Genomic DNA, 18,019 nt, shown 5'->3' with positions numbered 1-18,019 from the left:
AACTCAACTTTAACCGATGTGGCCCTATCCTTCATCCCTTTTTTATTCAACTGTCCAAGATGTATTGTACTCCTACAGCGCCATGATATTCGTTTACAAAAAATTTGTTTGTTTCCCGCCCATTGTGTGCTATAATATTTTCTGTATGAATGAACGGGACTTTTGTCCCTTTTGAAAGGCTGAATCAAGAATGGCTAACCTTTTCACCAAAATTTTCGGCACTCATTCCTCGCACGAGCTGAAAAAGATCTATCCCATTGCGGACAAGGTCGATGCGCTCGAAGAACAGTATAAAAAGCTGACCGACGCCGAGCTGCGTGCCAAAACCGATGAATTTAAGGCCCGCTACCAGAACGGCGAATCGCTTGACGACCTGCTGCCCGAGGCATTTGCCACCTGCCGCGAAGCCGCGTGGCGCGTGCTTGGCATGCGGCACTACCGCGTGCAGGTCATCGGAGGCATCGTGCTGCATCAGGGCCGTATTGCAGAGATGAAAACCGGCGAAGGCAAAACGCTGGTTGCGACCCTGCCCGCCTATCTTAACGCACTGACCGGCAAGGGCGTGCACATCGTCACGGTCAACGACTACCTCGCCAAGCGCGACAGCGAATGGATGGGCAAGGTTTACCGTTTTCTTGGGCTGACCGTCGGTTTGGTCATCCATGAGGTCGATCCTGGCCAGCGCAAGGCGATGTACGAAGCAGACATCACCTACGGCACGAACAACGAATTCGGCTTCGACTATCTGCGTGACAACATGGCGATTTACAAAAAGGCCATGGTGCAGCGCGGACATGCATTTGCCATCGTCGACGAGGTCGACTCCATCCTGATTGACGAGGCGCGTACCCCGCTGATTATTTCCGGTCAGGGCGAAAAGTCCTCCCAGCTGTACGAAATGGCCGACCGCTTTGCCGCGGGCCTCAAGTGCCTGCGCGTCAAGGAAGTAGACGCCAAGGAAGAGCAGGACGACATCGACGCGGACTACATTGTCGACGAAAAGGCGCGCACCGCAACGCTTACCCCCAAGGGCACCGCACGCGCGGAGCAGTATTTCCGTGTGGAAAACCTGTCCGACCCGGCCAATACCACGCTCCAGCATCACATCAATCAGGCCATCAAAGCGCGCGGCGTCATGCAGCGCGACGTGGACTACGTGGTGCGCGACGGTCAGGTCATCATCGTTGACGAATTCACCGGCCGTCTGATGTTCGGCCGCCGCTACAATGAGGGCCTGCATCAGGCTATCGAGGCAAAGGAAGGCGTCAAGGTTGCGCATGAAAGCAAGACGCTTGCCACGATTACCTTCCAGAATTACTTCCGTCTGTACGGCAAGCTGTCCGGCATGACCGGTACCGCGCTGACCGAGGAGGAGGAATTCCGCCACACCTATAAGCTGGACGTCATCGAAATCCCGACCAACAAGCCGATCGCCCGTAAGGACAACCCGGACGCGGTTTACAAGAACGAGCGCGGTAAGATTCATGCGACGATTGCACGCATCGAGGCCTGCCACGCCAAGGGCCAGCCGATTCTGGTCGGCACGGTGTCGATTGAAAAATCCGAGGAGCTGTCCAAGCTGCTCAAGGCCAAGGGCATCAAGCACACCGTCCTGAACGCAAAGTATCACGAGCGCGAGGCGGATATCGTCGCGCAGGCGGGCAAGTCGGGCGCGGTTACGATTGCGACCAACATGGCCGGCCGTGGTACGGATATCATGCTCGGCGGCAATGCGGAAACCATGGCGCTTGACGAGCTGAAAAAGGGCGACTATACGCCGGAGCTGCTGTATGAGGCCAACGGCCACGCGGAAACCGACGATCCCGAGGTGCTCGCCATCCGCGAGAAGTTCCAGGAACTCTATCAGAAGTATAAGAAGGAGACCGACGCGGATGCCGAAAAGGTGCGTGCGGCAGGCGGCCTGTATATTCTGGGCACCGAGCGGCACGAATCCCGCCGTATCGACAACCAGCTGCGCGGCCGTGCCGGCCGTCAGGGTGACCCGGGTGAATCCAGCTTCTATATCTCGCTGGAGGACGACCTGATGCGTCTGTTCGGTTCGGAGCGTATTCAGAATATGATGGATTCGCTCGGCATTGATGAAAACGAGCCGATCGACCAGAAAATCCTGTCCGGTGCAATCGAAAACGCACAGAAAAAGATTGAATCCCGCAACTTTGCCACCCGTAAGCACGTGCTGGAATACGACGACGTGCTCAACACCCAGCGCCAGACCATCTACGGTCAGCGCCTGCAGGTGCTGGAGGGCAAGGATATCAAAGACAATATCCTGCATATGGTTGATGATACCATTGCGCGTGCAGTACACGCCGCAGTCGGCGAGAACCACCTCATCACCCCGGAAATGGTCGAGCAGGCACGCCGTCCGTTTATCGGCATGTTCCTGCGGCCCGAGGACTGCACCTTCACGCCCGAAGAATGCGACGATCTGACCGCCGCTCAGCTGACCAATGTGCTGACCGATCAGGCGCACAAGGTCTACGAGGCCAAGGAGCAGGCCATCGGCGCACCGATCATGCGTGAACTCGAGCGCGTGGTGCTGCTCAAGAACGTCGATACCAAGTGGATGGACCACATCGACGCGATGACCGAGCTGCGCAACGGCATTGGCTTACGCGCTTACGGTCAGCATGACCCGGTTGTTGAGTACAAGCGCGAGGGCTTCGATATGTTCGACGCGATGATCGACGCCATCCGCGAGGACACCGTACGCATGATCTTCCTGGCGCAGGTGCGCACCCGTGAGGAACCCAAGCGTGAGCAGGTCGCCAAGGAAACGAGCGCGGCCGGCGCGAGCGACGGTTCGGTCAAGGCCGAGCCCAAGCGCGTGGGTAAGAAGGTCGGCCCGAACGACCCGTGCCCGTGCGGCAGCGGCAAGAAGTACAAAAAGTGCTGCTACCTCAAGGCAGACAACCCGTATAAATAAAAAGCAAGAGGGAAACCCACACGGGGTTTCCCTCTTTTCCCTTTGTTGTTCAGCTTTGCCGGCGTTTGAAATCCAGATAGCCCTGCAAAATCAGGCTCGCCGCGACCGCGTCAACCGTCTGGCGGTGCTTTTTCGCCTTTTTGCCCGTCTGGTGCAGGATGTCGTGCGCCGCAACCGTCGTGCGACGCTCGTCCCACAGCGTTACGGGCAGCCCGGTGCGCTCTCTGAGCGTTTCGGCCAGCGCTTCGCACTTGTGCGCACGCTCTCCCGCCGTGCCGTCCATATTTTTCGGCCAGCCAAGCACAATCTCCTCGATTTTGTTTTCCGCGATGAAGTCCGTCAGCTTGTCCAAGAGCTTGTCGTAATTCCATTCGTGGATGACGCTGGGCGAACCGGCCAGAAAGCCCGACGCATCCGAAATCGAAAGACCGGTGCGCGCATCCCCGTAATCAATACCCAAAATACGCATGCGAATACTCCTATATGTTGTGTAATAAGCTAAGTATATCACAAAAATGCAAAAAAACCAGCACTTTTTTCTCAAAAACCCTTGACCGCCGGTTTTCTCCATGCTATACTTTAAGAACCTATGCAGGTTCTTTTTTTGCGCCCATTTTTCGCGTGTCTCGGAAAAAGGGCCCGGAACACTGGCAAAGGGAGGCAAATTGTCCCGCGCCCGGCCAAAGGGGCACGGGAAGGGACGAATATTAAAAGGAGGTGCCGTTATTTATGCGCGTGAAAATTACGCTGGCCTGCACCGAGTGCAAGCAAAGAAACTATGACACAATGAAGAACAAGAAGAACAACCCGGACCGTATGGAAATGAACAAGTACTGCCGTTTCTGCCGGAAGCACACGCTGCACCGCGAAACGAAGTAAGAGAAAGGAAGTAGCTTCATGGCTGAAGAAACCAAGGCGAAAAAGCCCGGTCTCTTTGCGCGTATCGGCAAGTGGTTCCGCGAGCTGAAGAGCGAGTGCCGTAAGATTGTATGGCCCACTCGCCAGCAGACGGTGAACAACACGCTGGTTGTGATTGCCTGCGTCATCCTGATCGGTATTTTCATCTGGGTCCTCGATATCGTGTTCGGTCTCGGCGTCCAGACGCTGCTCAACGCTTTCGCCGCCTAAAAGGAGGCATTTATGTCAGACGCTGCAAAATGGTATGTGGTGCACACATACTCCGGCTACGAAAACAAAGTGGCCTCTTCGATCGAAAAAGCGGTCGAAAACCGCAAGCTGCATGACCTGATCCCCGCCGTCAACATCCCGACCGAAACGGTCACGGAGGTCAAGGACGGCAAAAGCCGCGAGGTGGAGCGCAAGCTCTTTCCTGGCTACGTGCTTGTCAAAATGGTTATGACTGACGAAACCTGGTATCTGGTTCGCAATACCCGCGGCTGCACCGGTTTTGTCGGACAGGACAAGTCCGGCGGCTCCAAACCCATCCCGCTGACGGACGATGAAATCGCCGCGATGGGCGTGGAGAAGCGTGAGATCGAGGTAAACTACGCACCCGGCGACAGCGTGCGCGTCATCGACGGCGCATTGGCCGGCTTTATCGGCGTAGTATCGTCGGTGGAAGCGGATAAGAACAAGGTTAACGTCACGGTTTCCATGTTCGGCCGCGAAACCCCTGTTGAGTTGGAACTCGACCAGGTCGAGACGCTCGACGAGTAAAACATTCTTTCGGCATATCGCCGGAAATGCGCGCTGAAAGCGCGCGGCAAGTGGGAGAGCTCCCGCAGAAGGGACTCGCCAATTACCACATTTATTGAAGGAGGAACCTTTCAACATGGCACAGAAAGTAGTAGGTTATATTAAGCTCCAGATTCCCGCAGGCAAGGCAACCCCGGCTCCCCCGGTAGGTCCGGCTCTCGGCCAGCACGGTGTGAACATCATGTCGTTCACCAAGGAATTCAACGAGCGCACCAAGAACGATGCCGGTATGATTATCCCGGTTGTTATCACGGTCTATGCCGACCGTTCGTTCAGCTTCATCACCAAGACTCCCCCGGCGCCGGTCCTGATTAAGAAGGCCTGCGGCATCGAGTCCGGTTCGGCCGTTCCGAACAAGACCAAGGTTGCCAAGCTGTCCAAGGCTGACTGCCAGAAGATTGCGGAAACCAAGATGCCCGACCTGAACGCTGCTTCTCTGGAAGCTGCGATGAGCATGATCGCAGGCACCGCCCGTTCGATGGGTATCACCGTCGAGGAATAAGTTTTAAGTTAAGCTGAATGGATTTTGACCGCGCTTTTTGCAGGCGCCGGTCAAAGTGGGAGGGTTAGGTTTAGCCTATTCCCGCATTACCACTTAAGGAGGATTTATTGTGCATAAAGGTAAAAAGTATGTAGACAGCGCAAAGACCATTGATCGTTCCAAGCTGTACGATCCGGCAGAAGCGCTTGCCACTGTTATTTCCACTGCCAAGGCCAAGTTCGACGAGACCATCGAGCTGCACGTCAAGCTGGGCGTTGACTCCCGTCACGCAGACCAGCAGGTTCGCGGCGCAATCGTACTGCCGCACGGTACCGGTAAGAATGTTCGCGTTGCTGTTTTCGCTAAGGGCGCAAAGGCTGACGAGGCTCTGGCTGCCGGCGCAGACATCGTTGGCGCTGAGGACCTGATGGAGCGCATCCAGAAGGAGAACTTCTTTGAGTTCGACGTTGTTATCGCTACCCCGGACATGATGGGTCTGGTTGGCCGTCTGGGCCGCGTGCTCGGTCCTAAGGGCCTGATGCCGAACCCGAAGGCCGGCACCGTTTCCATGGACGTTGCTAAGGCAGTTCAGGAGTCCAAGGCTGGTAAGATCGAGTATCGTCTGGACAAGACCAACATCATCCACTGCCCGATCGGCAAGGCTTCCTTCGGCGCAGAGAAGCTGCAGGACAACTTCGATGCACTGATGGGTGCTATCATCAAGGCGAAGCCGGCTGCTGCCAAGGGCCAGTACGTCCGTTCCTGTGTTGTGGCTTCCACCATGGGCCCCGGCGTCAAGGTCAATGCTGCCAAGCTGATGGCGTAAGCATCTGTCTGATGCAGATTTCATAAACAATAAAAAAGCACGCTGGAAACAGCGTGCTTTTTTATTGCATTTATCCGATTGTTACAGCATGCGGTATGCTGTTGCAATCGCCTGCTCGCGGGTGAACAGACCCTGCGGATCGAACCTGTTTTCACCGGTGCCGTTCATGATGCCTGCGCCGACGACAAAGTTGATGCCCTCATGCGCCCACGACGAGATCTGAGAAGCATCTGCCCACGAATTATTTGCCTCACTGCCGGGCAGATTGATCTTGTTAGCCGCGCCCATCAGGATCTTGGCCGCCTGTTCGCGGGTCAGGCTCTCGTTCGGGCTGAATTTGTTGTTGCCTACGCCATTGATGATGCCGAAGCGATAGCAGGCGAGGACGCTTGCATCCCATGTGTCGGTCAGTGCTGCACGGGCATCATCGTACGAAATACCGGTCAGATAGAGCGCATTATCGTAATCCGTCATCTTTTTATGCAGCAGAGCGTCGATAATCTGGCAGAATTCCTTGCGGGTGATGTTCTTCTGATAACCGCTTTGCAGGGTATCCGGTACAATACCTGCGTTCGCTGCATCGACAACCGTCTGCGCCGCCCAACCGGAAGGCGTATCAAAATCGCGCGGCTGGATGCCCTTGGGCAGCGTCCCCGACGAATAATCCACAATGTGCAGCACATTGGTCAGGTTGCGGCCCGCACTCTGCACGGTCGAACCGCCGATGCTCAGGAAGGTTGATGCACCGCCGTCCAGCGCCATCGCGTCAACCGCGCCGAGACCCTTGAGATAATTGGCGATACTGCGCATGGACGCACTCGACGCACTGCCCAGCACCAGCTGCCCGTTGCTCATAATTGCCGCGAACGAACGGGAGGAAACGTAATCCGGAGACTGCTTGGGATCGGTAAAATCGCTGTTCTGATCACAGACGTTGACGCCGTCCTTGAGCAGCAGCGGGCCTGCGCCCACACCGTTGACGATATCCGTCCACTCGGAAGCGCTGTCATGCTGCGGCGTATATACCGTTTTGCGCACTGCGTCGTTGCCGATCTTTGGCTCGAGCGTGTAAGTCACCATGTTGTTCCATGCACTCTGGTTGATAACCAGCACGGTTGTGCCCCAGTTCAGCGCGGGTACCGTGCCGCCAACCTGAATGTTTGTTACAACACTGTCCTGAATGGTGATGACGCGCGCGCCGGACGCGACGTTCACCGCCCGGCCGTATACCGGAGTCAGCAGATAGCTTGCCCATGCGTTGTTCGCGTTGTAGTCGTTAACCGAGTATGCCGTGACGGTTGCGCTGTCCTCACCGCGGAAGGCGATTTTCGTTTCAATCTTGACACGGTCAATCAACGGCTTGCCGGAAGAAGTAAAGACCAGCGTTGGTTTTTCGCCGCCGCCATTGACCACTTCGCCGCCCTGAATGACCGTTGCGTAAACCGTCGCGCCGCCGCTGTAAGCGTCAAAATAGCCGCCGTTGATGGAAGCAACCACGGTTTTTCCGCCCTCGGATGCCTTGGCGCTGACATGGCCGGAAGCCGACTGCGTCTGGAACAGGCGGTTATTGGCCAGTGTGACTTCACCTGTGCGCCCTGCGCCCATTTCCAGATAGACCATTGTGCCGCCGATCGCCATACTTTGCCGCTGCGTGCCGCCCGCCGCGCCGGCCGCCACCGGCAGCAGCATCAGTCCGGCGCACACAAGGCTTAGCACTCGTTTATATAAGGTTCGCATGGTATTCCCCCTTGTATAAAATTTTCAATCTTAGTTTAACACAATTTTGTATCATGCACAATCATAAAGCCTGTTTATTTACGTCTTTTAAACACTTCCCCTAAATCATCACAAAAAACTTTTTATGTAAATTTTATTTTATAAATTTTCTTGACATTTTCCTGTTTGTTCGATATAATATATGAGCTTGGTCAAAGACAGCAGGCAGCCGTAAGGCTTTAAAGGCGTTTCCGCCGCCCGCCGAGGTCAACACGGAATGGATAATTACCACTTTTATGGGTTTTCTGTGTACCCTCCCTGTGTCTTTGCACCGGGAGGGTACTTTTATTTTTTAGGAGGTGAAAAAGATGCCGAATGCAAAGGTTCTGGAAGAGAAGAAGGCTCTGGTTGCGTCTCTGGTAGAGAAGATCAAGAATTCTCCGGCCGGCGTGCTGGTCGATTACAAGGGCATCAACGTTGAGGATGATACCAAGCTCCGCCGTCAGCTGCGTGAAGCAGGCGTTGAGTATATGGTCATCAAGAACACCCTGATCCGCTTTGCGGCGAAGGAACTGGGCTTTGACGCTCTGGAAGAGCACCTGAACGGCACTTCCGCGCTGGCGATTTCGACCACGGACGACGTGATCGCACCCGCTAAGATTCTGGGTGACTTCGCCAAGACCCACGAGAACTTCACGATCAAGGCCGGTTACCTGGAAGGCAAGGTAATCGATGAGGCCGAGGTCAAGAAGCTGGCCAACATGCCGAGCAAGGAAGTCCTTATCGCTCAGGTACTGTACAGCTTCAACTTCCCCATTATGCAGCTTGCTATTGCCTGCGATGCTATCGTTAAGAAGGCTGAGGGCAACGAGGAAATGAAGGTAGCCGATCTGGTTGCCGCTAAGGTTCCGGCTGCGGAGGAAGCTCCCGCTGAAGAGGCTCCCGCTGCGGAGTAATCAAACAAATTTTAAAAATAACTTATAATGGAGGTTTAATCCCATGACTGTTGCTGAGATTATGGAAGCTGTAAAAGAGCTCAAGGTTATGGAGCTCTCCGAGCTGGTAAAGGCTCTGGAAGAAGAATTTGGCGTATCCGCTACCCCGGTTGCCGTTGCAGGTGCTGCTGCTGGCGCTGGTGACGCTGCTGCTGCCGACGCTAAGACCGATTTCGACGTTGTTCTGGTTGACGCTGGTTCCTCCAAGATCAACGTTATCAAGGTTGTTCGTGAGATCACCGGCCTGGGCCTGAAGGAAGCCAAGGAGAAGGTTGACTCCGCTCCGCAGACCATCAAGGAAGCTGCTCCGGAAGCTGAAGCAAACGAGATCAAGGAGAAGCTCGAGGCTGCTGGCGCTAAGGTTGAGCTGAAGTAATTTTCCGATTGCTCGGCCGGCCCTTTCAGGGCTGCAAGCTGTCTGAAACCCGGCAGGTATTGCTAAAAGCAATACCTGCCGTTTGTTTTGTTCTTCTGCGTTATTGGATATGGATGATTCCGGAAATGAGGCCCTGTCATGCATCCCTTTCTGACGAAACTGGGCGGCTTTGCCCGACGTGAAGCCGTACTGGTCATTTCACTCGTGTGCGCTTTGCTGTCCATGCTGGCCGTGCCGCCTGACGCCGCCTATGCCGGCTATATTGACCTGCGCGTACTTTGCCTGCTGTTCTGCCTGATGGCGGTAGTCGCGGGCCTGCAGCAGTGCGGCCTGTTCACCGTGCTGGCACAGCGCCTGCTGACCGGCCGCAAACAACTGCGATTGCTATATCTTGCGCTGGTGCTGCTGCCGTTTTTCTGCTCCATGCTGATCACCAACGATGTGGCGCTCATCACCTTTGTGCCGTTCACTGTGCTGGTGCTCGGCCATATCGGCCGCATGGAGGCGCTGATTCGTGTGGTCGTGCTGCAAACGCTGGCCGCCAACCTCGGCAGTATGGCGACCCCGGTTGGCAACCCGCAAAACCTATTCCTCTGCTCGTATTACGGGCTGAGCTTCGGCGCATTCCTGCGCGTGGTGCTGCCGCTGACGCTGGTCAGTCTGGTCGCGCTGTCCGCCGCCGCGCTGTGGACACGGGGTGAGACCATCGAAATCACGTTCCCGCAGCAGGAGCACATTGCGCAGCCGCGCCTGTTTGCCCTGCTGTGCCTGCTGTTCGTGCTGTGTCTGCTGTCGGTCGTACATGTGCTGCATTACGGCATCACGACCGCAGCGGTTGCCCTGTGTCTGCTGTTGTTTGCGCGCGGTCTGTTCGCGCGCGTGGACTATGCGCTGCTATTCACCTTTGTCTGCTTTTTCATTTTCGCAGGCAACATTGGCCGCATTGACGCGGTGCGCAGCGCGCTCGAGCTGCTGCTCGGACGCAGCACCTACTGGACCAGCGTGCTGGCCAGTCAGGTCATCAGCAATGTGCCTGCGGCGGTGCTGCTCTCAGGCTTTACCGACAATTGGCGCGCGCTGCTGGCGGGCGTGGATGTCGGCGGACTGGGTACGCCGATCGCATCGCTGGCGAGTCTCATCTCGCTTAAGCTGTACTTACGCGCGGAAAACGCCTCGCTGCCGCGCTATCTGCTGGTGTTTACGCTGGCGAATATCGCAGGACTGGTGCTCCTGTCGGGCGCGGCGTTCCTGTTCGGCTGTGTCGGCTGAATGCATCTCTCCAAATGGCATATCGCCGTCCTCCCTGCCTTTCCGGCAGGCGGACGGCGCTTTTTTGTCTTTCCGTGTCGCCTACAGCCGCCACAAGGCAAAATCCCTTGCGTATCGGGGCAAAAGAGGGTATACTAACCATATCTGAATTATCTGGAGGAATACTGGAATGCAGGATGGATTTGTCAAAATCGCTGCCGCAACGCCCGATTTGCACGTGGCGGACTGCGCCTATAACGCTTCCGAAATCATAGAGCAGGCAAAGCAGGCCGCCGCCAAGGGCGCACGCCTAATCGTGTTCCCCGAGCTTTGCCTGACCGGCTACACCTGCGGCGACCTGTTTTTGCAGGAGGTTTTGCTGGACGGTGCGCTGGATGCGCTCGAAACGGTCTGCCGCGAGACAGCTAAGTTAGAGGCTGTCGTGCTGGTCGGACTGCCGCTGCGCGTGCGCGGCAAGCTGTACAACTGCGCTGCTGTTCTGTGCGGGGGTGAGATACTGGCCTTCGTACCCAAGCAGCACCTGCCGAACTATTCCGAATTCTATGAGCAGCGTCACTTCGTTTCCGGAGAATTGCTGGACGGCATGGAGGGCGTAACCGTGCGGAACGGCAGCGGCGAGGCCGTCTGCGTGCCAGTCGTGACCGGGCAGGTGTTCACCTGTGAGGACGCGCCGCTGTTTACCTTCGGCGTAGAGATTTGTGAGGACCTTTGGGTGCCCAATCCGCCCTCGACCATGCTGGCGCAGGGCGGCGCATATATCATCGCCAACCTGTCCGCTTCGGATGAAATCATCGGCAAGGCCGCCTATCGCCGCGACCTCGTGCGGCAGCAGTCCGGTCGTCTGCTGTGCGCCTATCTGTACGCAGACGCGGGCTTTGGCGAATCCACGCAGGACTTAGTGTTCGCAGGACACAACCTGATTGCGGAAAACGGCGCGCTGCTGGCCGAAAGCCGCATGTTCACCCACGGCATCACCTATGCCGACATTGATTTGCAGCGTCTGGCGCATGAGCGGCAGCGCATGAATACCTTCCAGAGTGTGCCGACGGGTGAATTTTCCTTCCGTCTGCCTGTCGCAGACTGCGATCTCACCGACCGCAGTTTCCCGCGCACCCCGTTCGTGCCTGCGAACAAGGCGCTGCGCGACGAGCGCTGCGAGGAGATTCTGACTCTGCAGGCCACCGGTCTTGCCACCCGTCTGCGCCATACGCACGCGAAAACCGCAGTGATCGGCCTGTCGGGCGGACTGGATTCCACGCTTGCGCTCATCGTCGCCGTGCACGCCTTTGACATGTTGGGACTCGACCGCAAGGGCATCCTCGCGGTGACCATGCCCTGCTTCGGCACGACCGCGCGCACGCGCGGCAATGCAGAAAAGCTGGCGGATGCTTACGGCGTAACGCTCCAGACCGTGGACATCAAGGCCGCGGTCGACCAGCACTTTGCCGACATCGACCAGAGCAAGGACGACCTCTCGGTGACGTTTGAAAACGGACAGGCACGCATGCGCACGCTGGTGCTGATGAACCTCGCCAACAAACACGGCGGCATGGTGGTCGGCACAGGTGACCTGTCCGAGCTGGCGCTCGGCTGGGCGACCTATAACGGCGACCATATGAGCATGTACGGCGTCAACGCCTCCATCCCCAAGACGCTGGTGCGTTATCTGGTGGCCTACGAGGCCGATCGCACGCTGGGCGAGCTTTCGGACGTATTGTGCGACGTGCTGGACACGCCGGTCTCCCCCGAGCTATTGCCGCCCAAGGACGGCGAAATCAGCCAGAAAACCGAGGATTTGGTTGGCCCATACGAATTGCACGACTTTTTCCTTTATTATATGCTGCGCTTCGGCTATTCGCCGCGCAAAATCTACCGCATCGCACGCAAGACCTTTGCGGGGGCGTATGACGACGCGACCATCCGGAAATGGCTGACCACCTTCCTGCGCCGTTTCTTCTCGCAGCAGTTTAAGCGCTCCTGCCTGCCGGACGGCCCCAAGGTCGGCACCATCACGCTGTCGCCCCGCGGCGACTGGCGTATGCCGTCGGACGCGTGCGCCGCACTTTGGCTGCGCGAAGCGGAAAACCTGTAAGAAAGGGAATAACCTGTTTTGAAAACCCTGATTCGCAGGCTGACGGTCGTTGCGACCGCCGCCCTGCTTTGCTTTAACCTCTATTACGAGCTGGCGCCGGAATATATCGTCGGGCCGGAGCAGAAATTTGCATTTGCCGCAGCGTTTGTCGTGCTGCTCGGCATTGCACTGTTTTACGGCGTGCCCAAGGGCGCCCGCAGCAAACGGCGGCACGACTACATGCTGCTGCTGTTCTGGTATTATCTGTGGGTGCTAGCGAACGTATTGTTTTTTGACAACGCTTTCGGCCGCGGTCTGTCGATGCACGCGACGTTGGAAAAGGTCAATCTGGAACCGCTGCGCACGATTAAAAACTACCTGATTGCCTACGGTTACGGCAATATCTCGCTGCGGCTGGTGATTCTCAACCTGCTGGGCAATCTGGTTGCATTCGCGCCCATGGGCGTGTTTCTGCCCGCGCTGTTCCGCTGGCAGCGCAGCATCTTTTTCTTCGCGGCAACGCTGACCCTCGGCATCACGGCGGTCGAGGTTACGCAGGTCTACACCGGTGCAGGCTCGTGCGACGTGGATGACCTGATACTCAACCTCGCCGGTGCGCTGATTGTGTTCATCATTTGCCGCATTACCCCGATTTGGCGGCATATCTGCCGCGTAAACCCCAGAAATAAGGAGTGACCCCTATATGTTTGACACCGTACTCATCGCAGGGCTTGGCCTGATGGGCGGCTCGATGGCCAAGGCCATCAAAGCGCGCACACTCAGCCGCGTCCTCGGCTGGAACCGCACCCACCGCACCGCCGAGCAAGCGCTCGCAGACGGCTCGATTGACGCTATCGCCACCGAAGCGCTCTATAAGGAAGCCGATCTAGTCATCATCGGCCTGTATCCACAGGCGACTGTTGACTGGCTGCTGGAAAACATGCCCAAGCTCAAGAAGGGCTGCGTTGTGGTTGATATGGTCGGCGTCAAACAGTTTATGGTCGATCATCTCGATAAGGCTGCGCTGGACGCCGGCGTACATTTTGTCGGCGGACACCCGATGGCAGGCCGCGAATTTTCCGGTCTGGATTTTGCGCTGCCGACGCTGTTTGACGGTGCAAGTATGATTTTCGTGCCGACAGAAAGCAGCACCGAGCGCGTGCTTGAGCAGCTCGAAGCATATTTCATGTCGCTTGGCTTCGGACAGACTGTGCGCTGCACTGCCGCGCAGCACGACAAAATGATAGCGTTTACCTCGCAGCTTGCGCATGTCGTGTCCTCGGCCTACATCAAAAGCCCGGAGGCGGACAAGCACAACGGCTACTCCGCAGGCAGCTACAAGGATTTGACGCGCGTGGCAAAACTCAACGAGACCATGTGGAGTGAGCTGTTCCTGTGCAATGCCGAGCCACTGGCACAGGAAATTGACGAAATCATCCGGCATCTGGACGAATACCGCCGCGCCATCCGCGTGGGCGACCGCGAGCAGCTCACCGCACTTTTGCGCGACGGCCGCGAGCGCAAGGAAAAACTGGGATAATAGAAAACCGCCCCGCAGCGCGTAAAAGCGCCGTGGAGCGGTTTGTTTTTTCTTATGCGGAATGCCCGATATGCTGCGCAAACGAAGTGGAGCGCAGCGCTTTTTGCAGTGCAGGCAGCAGCGCCATGGCCACTACCACCGCGATCACAATATTCGGAGGGGAGGTAAGTAGCTTCGGGATATTGGCGATAAACGCCGGAACAAACGCGCTGCCCCCGATCATCAGCTCCGCAATGCCTTTGAGCATGTAAAACACGGAGGAAACCACCGCCGCGACGATGCAGGCAATCAGATTGCGTGAAAACTTGTTTGCCGCTGCCTGCCCTGCATGCGCGATCCATCCGCAAAGCCATGCCATCAGGAAAAAGCGCAGGAAGGTGATCCACGCTTCCGGTGCATACTCCGGCGTCATCAGGTCGAACAGCATCGAGCCAAAGCCTGCGGCCAGCCCGCCGCACACCGGCCCGATCAGCAAGCCGCACAGCAGGATAAACGCGTTGGCAAGTTTGATCATGGTGGTTCCGGTCGGCGTCGGAATGCGGATGGACAAATACATGGTCACCACAAAGACCACCGCTGCCATCAGGCCGATCGCTACCATGTGATATAAGCTAATTTTGTGTTTTTGATTTTCCATATTGTTTTCCCCTCTTTCGTAGTGATAACATCTTACCCTTTCTATGGCATCTTTTAAATGTCCAATTTTCGTTTATTTTCTAATGCCAGATGCATACCTTCCATCTTTCTGCACAAAATAGCACAAAAACCGGAAGGAGCATGATTATGAAGCTGGATAAGCAGAGCTATCAGCGTCTGCTGGAACAGAAAAGTCCGCCGTCGCCGCTGCCACTCGACTGTTTGAAGGCATTTTTATTCGGCGGCGCGATCTGCACGGTAGGCGAAGCGGTGAGCAACTTCTGGCAGTGGCGCGGACTGGACACCACGGACGCGGCCGCTGCAACCTCCATCACCATGGTATTTCTCGGCGCGCTGCTCACCTGTCTGCATCTGTATGAAAAGCTGGCCAAGCACGCGGGCGCGGGTACCATTGTGCCGATTACCGGCTTTGCCAACTCGATCGTTTCGCCCGCGATGGAATTTAAAAGCGAGGGTCTGGTGCTTGGCGTAGGTGCAAAGCTGTTCGTCATCGCCGGACCGGTGCTCGCCTACGGCATTTCGGCCAGCGTGATTTACGGATTGGTGCTTGTGCTGCTGGGAGGGGGCGGCGGCGCATGATTGAACGCATCGGGCAGCGCACGCTGCACCTGACGGGCCGCCCTTATCTTATCGCGCATGCGGCCGCGGTCGGCAAAAAGGAGGGCGAAGGTCCGCTCGGCGCGTATTTCGACTTTGTCACAGAGGACGACCGCATGAAACAGAAGTCGTGGGAGCTGGCGGAAAGCGCACTGCAAAAAACCGCAATCAATCTGGCTCTGCACAAAGCCGGGCTGCAAAAGGGCGATCTGGACGTCATCCTTGCGGGCGACCTGCTCAACCAATGCACCGGCTCGTTTCTCGCTTCGGTCGATTCGGACACGCCCTATCTCGGACAGTACGGCGCGTGTTCGACCATGGCGCAGGGGCTGGCTTTGGGCGGTTGTCTGGTCGAAGGCGGTGCAGCACGCCGTTTGCTCGCGGCTGCCTCTTCGCATTTCTGCTCGGCTGAGCGGCAGTACCGCTTCCCGCTTGCCTACGGCGGTCAGCGTACGCCAACCGCCCAGTGGACGGCAACCGCCGCAGGCGCCGCCGTACTGAGCGCACAGGGCACGGGACGCATCCGGGTGACGCACGTGCTGTTCGGCAAGATGATTGAGCTGGGCGTGAAGGACGCAAACAACATGGGCGCAGCGATGGCGCCCGAAGAAGTAAATTTAGACCCATATTATAAATGGTGCATTATAAGCTACGTTTTGCAAAATGGAACGACTTTCTCATTACAATGGGAAAGTCGTTTTTGTCTTTTAGGACGGGATAATTATGTGTAATGAGATAACTTGTGTGACGACTTGTAGAAGTAAAAGAGTATATTGTGCCAGACCACCTCCTCTATCTACATGGGTCATCAACCAATAACCAAAGGAGGACAGCTTATGTACTATCACACCTGCCCCTACTGCGGGGCGAATTTAGACCCGGGCGAGCACTGTGACTGCCTATCCCGCATCCGGGGGAAATCCCCAAAGTGGAACGGCATGGACGGTGTGCGGGCGCGGGGTCACAAGAGGTCTGGTCGTGCCCGCACTTAAACTCGGCAGCCTGTTTGATGGTATCGGTGTGTTCCTTCTTGCCGCGTCCCGCTGTGGCATCGTCCCCGTGTGGGCCAGCGAGATCGCCAGAGCGCCGGTATCTGTCACCCGGCGGCATTTCCCGGATATGCTGCATCTGGGCGATATCACGCAGATAGACGGCGGCAAAATACCGCCCGTGGATGTGATTACGTTCGGCTCACCGTGTCAAAATCTGTCTGCGATCGGCAACCGTACCGGTCTGGCAGGCAGTAAATCCGGCCTGTTTTATCAGGCCATGCGAATCATCGAGGAAATGAGGAATGCAACAGATAACCGGCATCCAGCTTTCGCTGTCTGGGAGAACGTCATGGGAAGTCTTTCTTCAAATGACCGGTTGGATTTTGCAGCCGTGCTCCACGCATTCACAGATACCGAAATTCCAATGCCTGATAGTGGTATCTGGGCGCACGCCGGAATGGTGCGAGGGGGACGGGCTGACACCGCTTGGCGGCTCTTGGACGCCCAGTATTGGGGAGAACCCACCCTTTCGCAGCGTAGGCGGCGGGTGTTCGTCGTGGCGGATTTTGCAGGCGAGCGTGCCGCAGAAGTATTATTTAAGCCCCGCAGTGTGTTCCCGTATCCTGCGCCTTGCGGTGAAAGCAGGCTGCCCGCCGCCGACAGAGATCGAATACCTGCTGCTCAAGCAGGGCGGCAGGTACCCGTCGTGCGCCCCTTCCAGCTCCGGCGGATGCGGTCAATGGCAAAGCAGGGCGATCAAAAAGGCTTCCGCGCGTGCTTCGGCAGAAGCGGCGAACCCTCCCCAACTCTGCTTGCCAGTGTAGGCCAGCCCTTCGCATTCTGGCATGAGGGAAAAGAGCAGGACGGTTTTATCCGTGACCTTACGCCCTTGGAATGTGAACGGCTCATGGGGCTGCCGGAGGGCTGGACAGCACACGGCTGCAAGAATGAACCTATCAGCGGCCATGCCCGCCGCTTTGCGCTCGGCAACGCGATCGCGCTGCCCTGCGCGGAGTATATCATGGCGGGCATAGCGGAAGTTATGCAATAAACAATTATCAATTTGGACACAGGAAAGTGAGGATTTTTATGGAACTGAGATATGTAATCCCGAACATGGAAAAGACGTTCGGCAATCTGGAATTTGGCGGCAAGGTGGATGCACGGCGCGGGGATACCCAGCGAGAAAATGGCCGCATTGTGGTGAAGAACCGGCGGTACAAGCTGTTTTCGGACGTGCAGCGCGCGGATGATATTGAGGTCGTCGTATCCGGCAAGGCGGGCGAAAAACGGTTTGATTATATGGAGCCGGTCAAGCTGGTAAATCCCAAAATCACCGTGGAGGGCTATGCGGTGAACGGCCGCGGCTTTACGGACTATATCCTCCATGCAGACGACATTGTGAAAGCGTAAGAAAGACAGGTGTAATATATGAGACTTGCAAATGGAATTGTGATCGACAAGCAGGCGACTTTCGGACGGCTGCGGTTTTCCGCACTGCGCCGCGAGGTGTTTGAGCAGAATGAGGACGGCACGCCCTCGGATGTGGTAAAGGAACGCACCTACGACCTGAAAAGCAAGACCCAGCGGCGTATGATCCAGGTGAGTATCCCAGCCAGCGTCCCGCTGCGGGATTATGAATATAATGCTGAGGTGGATATTGTAAATCCTGTGGCAAACACGGTAGCAAACGCCACGTTCGGCAACAATGCGGAAGCAGACTGGTACCTCAAAGCGGATGATATTGTGCTGGTGAAACCGGAACCGGCTTCTACGCCGAACAGCGGGCAGCCCGCCCAGCCACGCAGGGAAAACCAGCCGGATAAGAAAGCGTAA

General features: G+C 56.7%; 21 protein-coding genes and 1 other annotated feature. Of the genes, 18 read left to right on the top strand and 3 right to left on the bottom strand.

Annotated elements, in window-relative coordinates; genetic code table 11:
* Window positions 1-190: 190 nt before the first annotated feature.
* Window positions 191-2,947 carry a preprotein translocase subunit SecA gene (gene secA / locus ACESSO_RS11870; protein WP_373165582.1) on the top strand — a complete coding sequence of 919 codons (2,757 nt, stop codon included), beginning with the start codon at window positions 191-193 and terminating at the stop codon, window positions 2,945-2,947.
* 49 nt (window positions 2,948-2,996) lie between these two features.
* Here the strand turns inward: secA and ruvX are convergent, their stop codons facing one another.
* Entirely contained in the window at window positions 2,997-3,416 is a 420-nt protein-coding gene (ruvX, locus tag ACESSO_RS11865; RefSeq protein WP_373165581.1) for a Holliday junction resolvase RuvX, read from the bottom strand.
* 260 nt (window positions 3,417-3,676) lie between these two features.
* Between ruvX and rpmG the strand changes: the two genes are divergently transcribed.
* The 5 genes from rpmG (at window position 3,677) to rplA (ending at window position 5,970) form a co-directional block, all read left to right on the top strand.
* Window positions 3,677-3,826 (top strand): 50S ribosomal protein L33, encoded by a 150-nt coding sequence (gene rpmG, locus ACESSO_RS11860; RefSeq protein ID WP_125116025.1) that lies wholly within the window; start codon window positions 3,677-3,679, stop codon window positions 3,824-3,826.
* A gap of 18 nt (window positions 3,827-3,844) precedes the next feature.
* A complete protein-coding gene (secE, locus tag ACESSO_RS11855) occupies window positions 3,845-4,075 on the top strand; it encodes a preprotein translocase subunit SecE (protein ID WP_302666095.1) in 231 nt (76 codons plus the stop codon).
* Between the two features lie 12 nt (window positions 4,076-4,087).
* The gene (gene nusG, locus ACESSO_RS11850; protein ID WP_373165580.1) at window positions 4,088-4,624 is read left to right on the top strand and encodes a transcription termination/antitermination protein NusG; all 537 of its coding nucleotides are present in this window, start codon (window positions 4,088-4,090) and stop codon (window positions 4,622-4,624) included.
* A 115-nt stretch (window positions 4,625-4,739) separates the two neighbouring features.
* Window positions 4,740-5,165, top strand: coding sequence for a 50S ribosomal protein L11 (rplK, locus tag ACESSO_RS11845; RefSeq protein ID WP_373165578.1), 426 nt, complete (start codon window positions 4,740-4,742; stop codon window positions 5,163-5,165).
* 109 nt (window positions 5,166-5,274) lie between these two features.
* Window positions 5,275-5,970 carry a 50S ribosomal protein L1 gene (rplA, locus tag ACESSO_RS11840; protein ID WP_373165577.1) on the top strand — a complete coding sequence of 232 codons (696 nt, stop codon included), beginning with the start codon at window positions 5,275-5,277 and terminating at the stop codon, window positions 5,968-5,970.
* An 81-nt stretch (window positions 5,971-6,051) separates the two neighbouring features.
* Here rplA and ACESSO_RS11835 read toward each other — a convergent pair whose 3' ends face one another.
* Window positions 6,052-7,707 carry an S-layer homology domain-containing protein gene (locus tag ACESSO_RS11835; RefSeq protein WP_373165575.1) on the bottom strand — a complete coding sequence of 552 codons (1,656 nt, stop codon included), beginning with the start codon at window positions 7,705-7,707 and terminating at the stop codon, window positions 6,052-6,054.
* A 173-nt stretch (window positions 7,708-7,880) separates the two neighbouring features.
* Window positions 7,881-8,044: a sequence feature (ribosomal protein L10 leader region), on the top strand.
* Between the two features lie 10 nt (window positions 8,045-8,054).
* Here ACESSO_RS11835 and rplJ point away from each other — a divergent pair.
* The 6 genes from rplJ (at window position 8,055) to ACESSO_RS11805 (ending at window position 13,937) form a co-directional block, all read left to right on the top strand.
* The gene (gene rplJ / locus ACESSO_RS11830; RefSeq protein ID WP_373165574.1) at window positions 8,055-8,642 is read left to right on the top strand and encodes a 50S ribosomal protein L10; all 588 of its coding nucleotides are present in this window, start codon (window positions 8,055-8,057) and stop codon (window positions 8,640-8,642) included.
* A gap of 43 nt (window positions 8,643-8,685) precedes the next feature.
* Entirely contained in the window at window positions 8,686-9,057 is a 372-nt protein-coding gene (gene rplL / locus ACESSO_RS11825; protein WP_297283565.1) for a 50S ribosomal protein L7/L12, read from the top strand.
* A 138-nt stretch (window positions 9,058-9,195) separates the two neighbouring features.
* The gene (locus ACESSO_RS11820) at window positions 9,196-10,326 is read left to right on the top strand and encodes an SLC13 family permease (protein ID WP_373165573.1); all 1,131 of its coding nucleotides are present in this window, start codon (window positions 9,196-9,198) and stop codon (window positions 10,324-10,326) included.
* Between the two features lie 169 nt (window positions 10,327-10,495).
* On the top strand, window positions 10,496-12,418 hold the full coding sequence (locus ACESSO_RS11815; RefSeq protein ID WP_373165571.1) for an NAD(+) synthase: 1,923 nt from the start codon (window positions 10,496-10,498) through the stop codon (window positions 12,416-12,418).
* Window positions 12,419-12,436: 18 nt separating this feature from the next.
* On the top strand, window positions 12,437-13,093 hold the full coding sequence (locus ACESSO_RS11810; RefSeq protein ID WP_373165569.1) for a VanZ family protein: 657 nt from the start codon (window positions 12,437-12,439) through the stop codon (window positions 13,091-13,093).
* 7 nt (window positions 13,094-13,100) lie between these two features.
* The gene (locus tag ACESSO_RS11805; RefSeq protein ID WP_373165567.1) at window positions 13,101-13,937 is read left to right on the top strand and encodes a prephenate dehydrogenase; all 837 of its coding nucleotides are present in this window, start codon (window positions 13,101-13,103) and stop codon (window positions 13,935-13,937) included.
* A gap of 52 nt (window positions 13,938-13,989) precedes the next feature.
* Here the strand turns inward: ACESSO_RS11805 and ACESSO_RS11800 are convergent, their stop codons facing one another.
* On the bottom strand, window positions 13,990-14,574 hold the full coding sequence (locus tag ACESSO_RS11800; RefSeq protein ID WP_373165565.1) for an ECF transporter S component: 585 nt from the start codon (window positions 14,572-14,574) through the stop codon (window positions 13,990-13,992).
* Between the two features lie 146 nt (window positions 14,575-14,720).
* Here ACESSO_RS11800 and spoVAC point away from each other — a divergent pair, with 146 nt between their 5' ends.
* The 6 genes from spoVAC (at window position 14,721) to ACESSO_RS11770 (ending at window position 18,019) form a co-directional block, all read left to right on the top strand.
* Complete coding sequence (spoVAC, locus tag ACESSO_RS11795) at window positions 14,721-15,173, top strand: stage V sporulation protein AC (protein WP_302667017.1); 453 nt, start codon at window positions 14,721-14,723, stop codon at window positions 15,171-15,173.
* Entirely contained in the window at window positions 15,170-15,922 is a 753-nt protein-coding gene (locus ACESSO_RS11790) for a hypothetical protein (RefSeq protein WP_373165563.1), read from the top strand. The genes spoVAC and ACESSO_RS11790 overlap by 4 nt, the downstream gene beginning before the upstream one ends.
* A gap of 105 nt (window positions 15,923-16,027) precedes the next feature.
* Complete coding sequence (locus ACESSO_RS11785; RefSeq protein ID WP_373165562.1) at window positions 16,028-16,183, top strand: hypothetical protein; 156 nt, start codon at window positions 16,028-16,030, stop codon at window positions 16,181-16,183.
* Window positions 16,170-17,234, top strand: a complete 1,065-nt coding sequence (locus ACESSO_RS11780; RefSeq protein ID WP_373165561.1) for a DNA cytosine methyltransferase — start codon at window positions 16,170-16,172, stop codon at window positions 17,232-17,234. The genes ACESSO_RS11785 and ACESSO_RS11780 overlap by 14 nt, the downstream gene beginning before the upstream one ends.
* Window positions 17,235-17,272: 38 nt before the next feature.
* Window positions 17,273-17,596 carry a YdcP family protein gene (locus ACESSO_RS11775; protein WP_373165560.1) on the top strand — a complete coding sequence of 108 codons (324 nt, stop codon included), beginning with the start codon at window positions 17,273-17,275 and terminating at the stop codon, window positions 17,594-17,596.
* 18 nt (window positions 17,597-17,614) lie between these two features.
* Entirely contained in the window at window positions 17,615-18,019 is a 405-nt protein-coding gene (locus ACESSO_RS11770; RefSeq protein WP_373165558.1) for a YdcP family protein, read from the top strand.

The organism is Agathobaculum sp. Marseille-P7918 (assembly GCF_964248325.1).
GTDB lineage: Bacteria > Bacillota > Clostridia > Oscillospirales > Butyricicoccaceae > Agathobaculum.
This window is presented reverse-complemented; position numbering and strand designations above follow the sequence as displayed.

Coding starts and splice junctions, on each gene's coding strand:
- secA (WP_373165582.1), top strand. CDS start 191: ATGGCTAACCTTTTCACCAAAATTTTCGGCACTCATTCCTCGCACGAG.
- ruvX (WP_373165581.1), bottom strand. CDS start 3,416: ATGCGTATTTTGGGTATTGATTACGGGGATGCGCGCACCGGTCTTTCG.
- rpmG (WP_125116025.1), top strand. CDS start 3,677: ATGCGCGTGAAAATTACGCTGGCCTGCACCGAGTGCAAGCAAAGAAAC.
- secE (WP_302666095.1), top strand. CDS start 3,845: ATGGCTGAAGAAACCAAGGCGAAAAAGCCCGGTCTCTTTGCGCGTATC.
- nusG (WP_373165580.1), top strand. CDS start 4,088: ATGTCAGACGCTGCAAAATGGTATGTGGTGCACACATACTCCGGCTAC.
- rplK (WP_373165578.1), top strand. CDS start 4,740: ATGGCACAGAAAGTAGTAGGTTATATTAAGCTCCAGATTCCCGCAGGC.
- ACESSO_RS11835 (WP_373165575.1), bottom strand. CDS start 7,707: ATGCGAACCTTATATAAACGAGTGCTAAGCCTTGTGTGCGCCGGACTG.
- rplJ (WP_373165574.1), top strand. CDS start 8,055: ATGCCGAATGCAAAGGTTCTGGAAGAGAAGAAGGCTCTGGTTGCGTCT.
- rplL (WP_297283565.1), top strand. CDS start 8,686: ATGACTGTTGCTGAGATTATGGAAGCTGTAAAAGAGCTCAAGGTTATG.
- ACESSO_RS11820 (WP_373165573.1), top strand. CDS start 9,196: ATGCATCCCTTTCTGACGAAACTGGGCGGCTTTGCCCGACGTGAAGCC.
- ACESSO_RS11815 (WP_373165571.1), top strand. CDS start 10,496: ATGCAGGATGGATTTGTCAAAATCGCTGCCGCAACGCCCGATTTGCAC.
- ACESSO_RS11805 (WP_373165567.1), top strand. CDS start 13,101: ATGTTTGACACCGTACTCATCGCAGGGCTTGGCCTGATGGGCGGCTCG.
- ACESSO_RS11800 (WP_373165565.1), bottom strand. CDS start 14,574: ATGGAAAATCAAAAACACAAAATTAGCTTATATCACATGGTAGCGATC.
- spoVAC (WP_302667017.1), top strand. CDS start 14,721: ATGAAGCTGGATAAGCAGAGCTATCAGCGTCTGCTGGAACAGAAAAGT.
- ACESSO_RS11790 (WP_373165563.1), top strand. CDS start 15,170: ATGATTGAACGCATCGGGCAGCGCACGCTGCACCTGACGGGCCGCCCT.
- ACESSO_RS11785 (WP_373165562.1), top strand. CDS start 16,028: ATGTACTATCACACCTGCCCCTACTGCGGGGCGAATTTAGACCCGGGC.
- ACESSO_RS11775 (WP_373165560.1), top strand. CDS start 17,273: ATGGAACTGAGATATGTAATCCCGAACATGGAAAAGACGTTCGGCAAT.
- ACESSO_RS11770 (WP_373165558.1), top strand. CDS start 17,615: ATGAGACTTGCAAATGGAATTGTGATCGACAAGCAGGCGACTTTCGGA.